Origin of the sequence: Paenibacillus silvae (assembly GCF_014639235.1) — a bacterium.
GTDB classification, from domain to species: domain Bacteria; phylum Bacillota; class Bacilli; order Paenibacillales; family Paenibacillaceae; genus Paenibacillus; species Paenibacillus silvae.
Genome location: NZ_BMFU01000003.1, coordinates 770,406 through 777,390, shown reverse-complemented (window position 1 = coordinate 777,390; position 6,985 = coordinate 770,406). Strand labels below are relative to the sequence as shown.

Sequence of the window (6,985 nt, the reverse complement as noted above, 5' to 3'; positions counted from 1 at the left end):
TTGCATGCTCATGAATGACGAACATCGGAAAGCCGTATGAGGGAAAACCTCACGTACGGTTTGATGAGGAGGGGCTGGGTTTTGCCCAGCCTTTTACTCTAGAAATGAATAGCCTGGATTGAAATCCTTCATAATTAGTAACGGTGGACTTGCGATTGAACCGATCGTGCCAATAGTGCCAATAGTGCCCGTGGCACTTCGTATAGAATGCGGGAATTGAGACGGGGAGGCACCCGCTTTAAATTCCACGCTCACAGGGGCGCTCCATGAAACACATATATGCTACCTTTTAGTGATTCTGGTCTGCGTAATGCCGGGCTGTGGCTTCTCTGCGTAAAATTGAAAGACATACCAAGCTGTGTATGAACTAACCTATCGCACTCGACTGCACCTAACAAGCTAACGATCTCACGGAGCCTTATTTGGCTCCCTAAGCAGTGTTTGTAGATCTAACGATTCCCAGGAGCGCTATTTAGACTGAAATGACCAAAAAGCAGCTGAAATTGCAGCATTTTGAGTAAATAAGGTTTGTGGGAATCGTTAGGATTTTAAATCGGCTAAAAAGAGCAAAATAGCGTCTGTAGGAATCGTTACAACTTTCAGTACTCATATGAGCTGCTTAAACTGACTAGCTATGACGAAATTTATGGATCAATTAGTAGCGTAGCGTCTAATTTTGTGACATGATTCAACTTCTGTGTATGGCGTCCAGTTTTTTGCCAAAAGTTCAGTTTGTGTTGCACCTGGGCAGCTAGCTGAGGAGAGCGGTTCATTTTACGGCACTCATGGATGAAGTTCAGCAATGTCAACAGTGGAAGTAAGCACTTTTAGGGTGTGTTTGGGGATGCTGAATGAAGCCAATTTAGGCGAAGTCTTTGCTATATATGGCATGCCTTCCGTTCCAAGCCAGGAAGTTCCCCGAAGTTATGTCGGAGCACGTTAATGGAAAGAGACGCAGCAGCGTGAGAAAAGACGTTTCGAAATGCGCTTCAGTGGTATTCAAGACACGCCCTGGTTATAGCAGCATTCGATGCATCATATTTTTTTTGATAAAAACCATTAAATGGAAAGGTATATTCCCGCTTATCGTTTATAATGTGAGAATACAATAATATAGGGAGGATTTACCTTGAATCAACAAAATTACAAAAGTGCTGATCGTTACTACGATGACAGCTTTGCGCCAACACCTTATGCACCACCGCCAAAAACAAACTCGAAGTCGATTGTGTCGCTGGTTTTGGGCATCTTGTCAATTACGATTCCATACATTGGATTTCTAATCGGGATTGTGGCTATTATTTTTGCATCCATATCCTTCAAGGAAATTCGCATGCGCATGGAGCAGGGGAAAGGATTAGCCGTTGCAGGACTTGTATGTGGTATTATCGGTACAGCGTTCTATGCGATTATTATTGTGATTTTATTGGCCGTGTTCCTTTTTGCGAGCTATTCTACATACTAGGTATTCAGGTATTGAGAGCATGACGACGGGTTAGCACAATCTAATTAGAAAGCAAGTCCAGTAGAGGGCGGATTAGCCTAAAAGCTTCTAGAAAGAAAGCTGTATCCGAAGCAAAGGATTGTTACTAGAGCTAGCGTTAGAGATCCCAAAGCCGATCATCAGTAAAAGGCATATCCTTCACGTCACACTTGCTATACACAGCAGGTCAGGACGAGGGATATGCCTTTTTATTACGTTCCGATGACAGAATAACCTTCCAATCGCTATTATCCGCCTTATGTGGAGACTGGCATTCTTGCATATATCAAAAAATGAATCTAAGCCTGCAGTACGGCTTCACTGCTAACACTGTTGTCCTCGGCAGTCCGATGCTTCAGGAAATACGATAACGTACCGGCCAGACCGAGGATGGCAAAGAGGCACAAGATTCCAATCTGATCCCAGGCGACGCCAAACTCTCCACTTGAAATAACAGCTTTATATCCGGTTACCGAGTAAGTCATTGGCAGCCATGGATTAAATACTTTCAGCCAGTTCGGAATCAGCTCCAGCGGGAACGTGCCCGCACTTGTAGTGAGCTGAAAGATCAGCATGAGAATCGCGATGAAACGCCCCGGATTTTCCAGCCAGGTAACGAGTGCCTGAATGATGTACATGAAGGTCAGACTTGTTACAAAGCTGAATAAAAGGAATAACGGTATACTCTGTACCTTCAGACCCAGCCCATATAATACGAGACCAGAAGCCAGAAGTGATTGAACACCGCTCATGATCGTGAAGGCAAGCGTTTTGCTCACAAATCGATTCCAGCCTGTAGCGTCGCTCACACTACTTCCCCGTGTCGGTACAACGAGTGTAGCAATCAGCGCACCAACAAACAGACCAAGAGACAGGAAATAAGGCGAGAAGCCTGTGCCGTAATTCGGAACCTGATTCAGTTTGTGTTCATCGACTTTCACAGGTTCAGCATACATCTGGACGAGTTCATCTGTTTTATGCAAACTGCTGGTTTGCTCGGCTGCATCGTTTAATTTGGTGGCGAGCTCCCCGGAGCCGTCGGTTAGTTTGACCGTGCCCTCTTTCAATTCACCCGCACCGTCTGCAAGCTTCTGAGAACCGTCCGTCAGAGTGGAGACTCCAGCTTCCAGTGTGCCGACACCTTGCAAAAGCTTACCCGCACCAGCATTCAGCTGCTCTGAACCTGCTGCCAGCTTGGCACCACCCGCCGCCGCTTCATTTAATTTGGCGTTGAATTGCTCCAGTCCAGCGGCCAGCTGTTCTTGCCCGCCAGACAACTGAGCAGCGCCCTGCACCAGCTGCTGCTCACCTTGCACTAGCTGACTGCTGCCTTGGTGCAGCTGCTGCTGTGCAGCTTGAAGCTGCTGGCTTCCGGCAACGAGCTGCTGTCCGCCTTGATAGACCTGCTCACTACCAGCAGCTACAGCCTGACTGGCTGCGAGCAGCTGCTGAACAGCCGGGCTGGCCGCGAGCTCAGGGCTGGATTTGGCTAACTGTGCCAAACCTTGAGCGACCGCTTTGGCGCCTTCGCTGACTTTGGCGCTGCCCTCAACAGAGGTTTGCAGCCCGGCAGTCAGCTTCGCGCTGCCTTGCTCGGTAGCGGCGATTCCGGCGTCCAGCTTGGACGCGCCCTCCTGCGCCGCTTGCACGCCGGCATGCAGCTGCTTGCCGCCGGCTGCTGCCTGAGCTGCACCGTCACCGAGCTTGGTGCCGGCAGCAGCTAATTGAGCGAGTCCACTGGATAGTGTGCTCGCGCCCGTGTGAAGATCACCTGTGCCTTTGGCAAGGGAGGCTGTGCCTTCTTTTAACGAAACTGTGCCGTTTTGCAGCTTGCCTGCACCGTCCGCCAGTTTCGCGAGGTTTTCTTTTAACGTAGCCGCCCCTTCATTCAGTTTGCTTGCTCCATCGTGGATTTTATCCGCTCCCTCTCCGGCAGTAGCTAAACCGTCCGACACATCTCCGACCTTATCCAGCAGGGACTCGGTATACGATTCAGTGACTTTGGCAGAGACTTTGGTGCGAATCTGCTTGACCGCCGTACCGCCGATCTGACCTGCAAGGAAGTTGTAGCCTTCGTTGGGCTCGTAGATCAGCTCTGCGGGCTCTGGATGCTCATCCATCAGCGTGGTTGCTTTCTCGGAAAAGTCCTCCGGAATGACAATGGTCATGTAATACTTGTTGTCTTTCATGCCTTGTTCTGCCTGTTCGCGAGTGACGAACTGCCAGTTGAAATCATCACTTTTTTTCAGCTCATCGACCAGATTCTGACCGACCTCAAGCGATTTATCATTGTAAACTGCACCCTGGTCCGTGTTCACCACGGCTACAGGTAATTCATTCATTTTGCCATACGGGTCCCAGAAGGCGTTCAGGAACAGCCCGCTATATAACACTGGAATGAACAGTACAACGAGAATTGGAATAAACACTTTTGGTTTCTTGAAGGCGGACTTCAAATCCTGCCCAAATACACGCAATGATTTCATGATGTTCTCTCCCTATCTAACGCTAATCCCTTGTTTCTATCTCTAGTATGGTATGTGTGCGTTTGTGGGCGTTTCTCTAAGTGGGGACAATCCATTTTTGAGAAAGAGGCCTACAAATGCTTTGATCTGATCCTTGTGCAGCGTAGGATGCGCTTTGTTCCAATCGGATGTCAGGCTGACGTACAGCTTCATTAGCACAAACGAAACCAGCTTGGGATCATCCGTGCGAATCTGCTGTAATTCCATGGCACGACTGACCTGACGCTCGAGGTATTCGAGGATGGCTTTCTCTACCTTTTGCAGACCCTCCTTCGCTTGCGGCGTTCCGAACTCATTGACCTCCTGGAACAGCTTGATCAGCAGCTCATGCTCCTCCCGATATTCCAGCAAAGAGTCCATACTCTGATGTACGTTATCCAAAAAAGAGTTTTCCTCATTCACCGTCTGTTCCGTGATCTGTTTCATATCGGCAATAATCGAGCGCAGGATCTCATCGAACAATTCTTCTTTATTCTCGAAAAAGGTATAGATCGTTCCTTTGCCCACATTGGCCAGTCTCGCAACTTGCTCCATCGTTGTGGCCTTGTAGCCAAACAGGGCAAAGGATTTCTCGGCAGAGTCCATTACCTGTTGCCTTCGATCTATCGTTTTCACGGCATATGCACCTCCTTGATGTGAGATATGTTTAATGGGTGAGGCGGGTGAAACACGTGCGAAGCACTGTGAAGCAGGTGAAAAATTTTGAAAAGTTGAAGCCAGTTGAAGCAATAGTGACAGGTTTTGATAAAAGATAAACCTAACTTTGTGATTGACCATTTTACTATTTTGGTCATTCGGTCGTTATTTAATGTAGCACTTGTGTATGAGGTTGGATGTGATCTATGTCATAGTTTGGAGAGTGAACGTTGTGATGGTGTGGGTAGATGGGAGAGTAGAGAAAGGGGGAGACTTAAAAGGATAGTAGAAGAGAGAAGGATATTGAAACGTAGGAAGATTAAGCAGAGGGCAGAAAGTGATTTATAGGGTGCGAATGTGAAGCTCACATGAAACCCCCCGGGAGATTCGCACCTTGAAAGTAGTGAAAATAGAGTGTTCTGATGCCTTTTGGCAACATTGGGCTGGAAAAAGATTGAATTGGTTGGCGGGAACACATAGAATAGTAGTGAAATAACGTAGTTTTGTGACGTGTACGAACGCACTATATGCGTTTTTTTCGCTGTCGCACTCCGTATGGAGTGTGTGAATTGAAATCATAGAGGCTAGTCGGTATCAAAATGAGTAATCGAGAGATCAATATGAGCAATCGGCTACTCACTCTGAGATTAGAAGTTTTGAAGATGTTATCCATATATCTACCGATGAGGAGTGTCAGGACATGTCCATACATCACATAGGTCAAAAGGTTACTTTTGCCGATATCAAAACGAGGTTGCCTCACGAAAGCTGGATGTATACACAGAATGAAGCACATGATGGTGAATTTGATGCCGAGGAAGTATGGCTACATTCAGGTGATCTTCATATCAGTGAGCTGTTGCTGGATGAGGGGCCTTTTTTAATTATGGTGGAGGGACATCTGATCGTTGATCGTTATATTGGAAACACAGGATCCGACGCGGCCGCTTCTAATCTGGTTGTGCTTGGTGATCTTACAACGCCTTATATGCTCGTGGGAGGGCAGGAGATATATATTACAGGTAATCTTTATGTGGAGGATATGTTCTGGGGAGATTACAACCATGGAGAATTGACGGTGAGAGGCAACGTAGAAGGTGGGCTGCTAGTAAGTACAGGGCAATATGGAATTCAGGTTCAAGGACAGCGGAAAGTGAAGCGTCAGCTTGAAGAGTGGGAGGATCTCGGACCATGGCAAGGCTTTGACATGCTGGAGTTATTTGTTCCTGAGTGTGTAATTGACGAAGATACAGAAGAGCCGTTTCCATGGCGAGAAGAGATGATAAAGAGACTGCAGCAGGGACAGCCTATCATTAAACGAGAGTATATTTATGCCGCAGAACTAGCGCCAGATGTACCGGATTGGTTCGAAGATCATCAGTTCACAGCTGCGAACATTGAGCTTCTTACTCACCCTTCATTATTACCTGTAAGAGAGGAGGGTGAGTTGCTGAACAGCTATGAGTTTTGGGTGGATGGACAGTTTTGCCGAGGTTCTGTCTACGGGGATGAGCATACGGAGGGATATTTCCGGAGTCTGTATTTCCAAGACGACCATGATTGTGCATTGTTGCTCAAAATAGAGCCAGCAGACCAAGCTTCAGGCTTTCCTAATGAACTTGCCGAGCAAGGGGGCACTCCTGTCTGGATGATCTCAGGCGCATATCGTTATGTGAACAGTGAGAACTCCGAATGGAGCGTATTTACGGAAGACTCACCTTCGGATATTCAGCAATTAAGCAACCGTGGATGGGATACCTTGCTGCAGTCCGTATCGAATTACCAGTATGCCCGCACCTTAATTTCGCCGCAACGTATTCGTGATTTATTAGCGTTGCCTATCGTGGAGCCTTATGACGATTATTATGATGATGACCGGCATGGGTTGTGGATTGAAGACTTCTACTTTGCATTTCGACAAGCAGGTCAAATGTTTAATGATGTTCCTCAGCCAGCTATGCTGCGTATTGGTAGAGAGTATACGGGTACACAAGGGGAGACGAAGGTCGAGAAATACTTCTATACGCTACACCAGCATGCGGACGGCACGGAAATTGTGTTAATTGAATACTCGGCTCAGGAGAAAGAGGATGAGGAAGAGCCATTGTTGCTTGAACTTCATTATGTAGGCGGTCCCCAATTACTATTTGCCGTTCAATTGCTGGAACGCGGAAGCAAAGAGCTGATGCAAGCGAATCAGGATTTGCTGAATGGGGAAATACCCTATGCTGTTGAGTCCTTTGCGAAGCGATATTGGAAATCCAAAGGATACTTGAAATAAAAGACTACACTATAAAATAAGACGCCCAGACAGGATATTGCACCTGACCGAGCGTCTTTA

4 protein-coding genes are annotated in these 6,985 nt (G+C 47.2%); 2 read left to right on the top strand and 2 right to left on the bottom strand.

What is annotated here, in order from left to right; translation table 11 throughout:
- Positions 1-1,129: 1,129 nt before the first annotated feature.
- Entirely contained in the window at positions 1,130-1,465 is a 336-nt protein-coding gene (locus IEW26_RS14325) for a DUF4190 domain-containing protein (protein WP_184189321.1), read from the top strand.
- Positions 1,466-1,782: 317 nt separating this feature from the next.
- Here IEW26_RS14325 and IEW26_RS14320 read toward each other — a convergent pair whose 3' ends face one another.
- Together IEW26_RS14320 and IEW26_RS14315 are read right to left on the bottom strand one after the other, a co-directional pair.
- A complete protein-coding gene (locus IEW26_RS14320) occupies positions 1,783-3,969 on the bottom strand; it encodes a YhgE/Pip domain-containing protein (RefSeq protein WP_188592866.1) in 2,187 nt (728 codons plus the stop codon).
- Positions 3,970-4,011: 42 nt separating this feature from the next.
- On the bottom strand, positions 4,012-4,623 hold the full coding sequence (locus tag IEW26_RS14315; protein ID WP_188592865.1) for a TetR/AcrR family transcriptional regulator: 612 nt from the start codon (positions 4,621-4,623) through the stop codon (positions 4,012-4,014).
- Positions 4,624-5,344: 721 nt separating this feature from the next.
- Here IEW26_RS14315 and IEW26_RS14310 point away from each other — a divergent pair.
- The gene (locus IEW26_RS14310) at positions 5,345-6,925 is read left to right on the top strand and encodes a hypothetical protein (RefSeq protein ID WP_145403600.1); all 1,581 of its coding nucleotides are present in this window, start codon (positions 5,345-5,347) and stop codon (positions 6,923-6,925) included.
- The last annotated feature ends 60 nt before the right edge of the window (positions 6,926-6,985 follow it).